This window comes from Ideonella azotifigens, assembly GCF_006519715.1.
Classification (GTDB): domain Bacteria; phylum Pseudomonadota; class Gammaproteobacteria; order Burkholderiales; family Burkholderiaceae_C; genus Ideonella; species Ideonella azotifigens.
This window is the reverse complement of the sequence record NZ_VIDT01000903.1, coordinates 1-1,859: the sequence shown is the minus strand read 5'-3', so window position 1 is coordinate 1,859 and position 1,859 is coordinate 1. Positions and strand designations below refer to the sequence as shown.

Annotated in this window: 2 protein-coding genes; both read right to left on the bottom strand. The window is 69.6% G+C overall.

Annotated elements, in window-relative coordinates; all coding sequences use genetic code 11:
* Positions 1-25: 25 nt before the first annotated feature.
* On the bottom strand, positions 26-982 hold the full coding sequence (locus tag FKP22_RS29080; RefSeq protein WP_141291635.1) for an esterase/lipase family protein: 957 nt from the start codon (positions 980-982) through the stop codon (positions 26-28).
* A gap of 72 nt (positions 983-1,054) precedes the next feature.
* Positions 1,055-1,859, bottom strand: an 805-nt coding sequence (locus FKP22_RS29075) for a GMC family oxidoreductase (RefSeq protein WP_233447001.1), incomplete at its 5' end; no start/stop codon positions are given.

Below are 1,859 nucleotides of genomic sequence, written 5' to 3'. Positions count from 1 at the left end.
CGGGCTGCTGACCCGGCGAATCTTGTCAGCCGACGGCCAGCACAGCGCCCGTGTCGGCCGGCGCGAGCCCCAGCGCATGGCAGACGGCGGCAAAGCTCTCGGGACGCTGCATCAGGTCCACATGGGCTGCACCCGCGACGTGCAGGACGGCGCTGGCGCCCGGCAAGACCGCGCTGCGGGCGGGGAACACGATGTTGTCGCAGTGGCTGAACAGGCACACGAACAAGGCCTGTCTTGAGGCGGATTCACTGGCCGCCAGCGTGCTGAGCCAGGCGCTGTGCTGGCGCATCTGTTCGCCATTGGTCCGCCGCGAAAAGCCTGCCAGCCAGGTGCCGTGGTGCGGTGAGCCCATGGTCACCACACCATGCACCCGCGCGTCGCTCCCGCCACCGGCCTGGTTGGCTCGCAGCCACGCGCGGATCGCCAGCCCGCCCATGCTGTGGCCAACCAGCAGCGGTGGCCGGCCGGTCAGCTGGCTGAGCTGGCGCACCGCCGTTTCCAGCGTCGGCACGTAGTCGTCGATCGAGCCGAACACCGGCTCCAGCGACACGGCAATACACGGCACGCCCAGTGCGCGCAGACGGCGGATCCAGGGGTTCCAGAAGCCACGGTTGCACAGGAAACCGTGCACCAGCACCACGCCGATGCGGCCTTGCGCATCGCCGGGCAGGACGTCCGGCTCGGCTTGGCTGCGAAAGGGCTGGCGCCAGCAGAAGACCTGCGGCGCGGTGCACACCTCGGCCCACCAGGCGGCCAGCCACTGCGCAGCGCTCGCCGTTGGAACGGTGGATGCCGCGTCGCGCCGGTTCTGCCACGCGGCCAGTGCGCAGGTCAAACCCAGCCAAGCCGCGTGGCCGCACAGGCCCAGCGCCAGCAGCGCCAAGGCCCAGCCGGCATGGCCTTGGGCCAGCAAGCAGCCTGCGCCACCCAGCACCAGTGCAAAGCCCAGCAGCGTCAGAAAACGCTGCCAGCGCGCCACCATCGGTCTGTTCCTTGTCGTGTCATCTGAAGTTCTCGGGGTTCCGGGCCGCCGAGGCTGCCGCCCGCGCCGGGCTCAGGCCAAACTGACCGGATTTGCACCGAGGCGCTGCGCCAGCCCGGTGGCCAGCCGGTTCGCCAGACCATACACCGAGAGCTGCGGGTTCGCGCCGATGCTGGTCGGAAAGAGAGACCCGTCGTGCACAGAAAGGTTCTCGATCTGCCAGTGCAGGCCGTCCGGCCGCACCACGCCCCGGGTTTCGTCGCCGGCCATGCCGCAGCCGCCCATCACATGGGCGCTGACCACGCGGGTCAGCAGCGGCTGCATCGGCAGGGTTTCGATCATGGCTCGCGCCTCGGGCCAGCGGCCGGCTGCACGGGCCATCTCATGCACCGGCATGACCTGCGTGGCGCCGGCGGCGAACTGGATCTCGGCCATGCTCAGCAACGCGCGCCGGGCGCCTTCCATCACGAAAGGCGTCAGCGGGTAGTCCAACTCAGGGCTACCGTCGCTGCGAAGCCGCACCTGGCCACCGGGCGACTGCTCATGGAAGCCATCACGGAGCAAGGCCAACAGCGAATGCGTGTTGGGGAACTGGCGCAGCGACTCGGCCTGCTCGCGGCCGAAACCAATCAGCGAGGACGAGAAAATCACCGGGTGCAGCGGTGGCACTTCGAGCTTGTAGCCCATCGGCCCGTCGGCCGCGGCGGTGTGCAGGAAATGGTCGCTGTAGATGCTTTGCGGCGCGCCGCGCCAGCCTTCGACCGGTTGTGGCATCAGCGCGGCCGAGATCACCACCGGATGCAGGAAGGTGCGCGCGCCCAGGCGCTGGTGCGGGTCCGGCGCCTTGGAGCGCAGCAGCAGGCCAGGCGAGTTGATC

What these genes read in the sequence shown, in the direction of transcription:
- FKP22_RS29080 (WP_141291635.1), bottom strand. Translation starts at nt 982, where the DNA reads ATGGTGGCGCGCTGGCAGCGTTTTCTGACGCTGCTGGGCTTTGCACTG.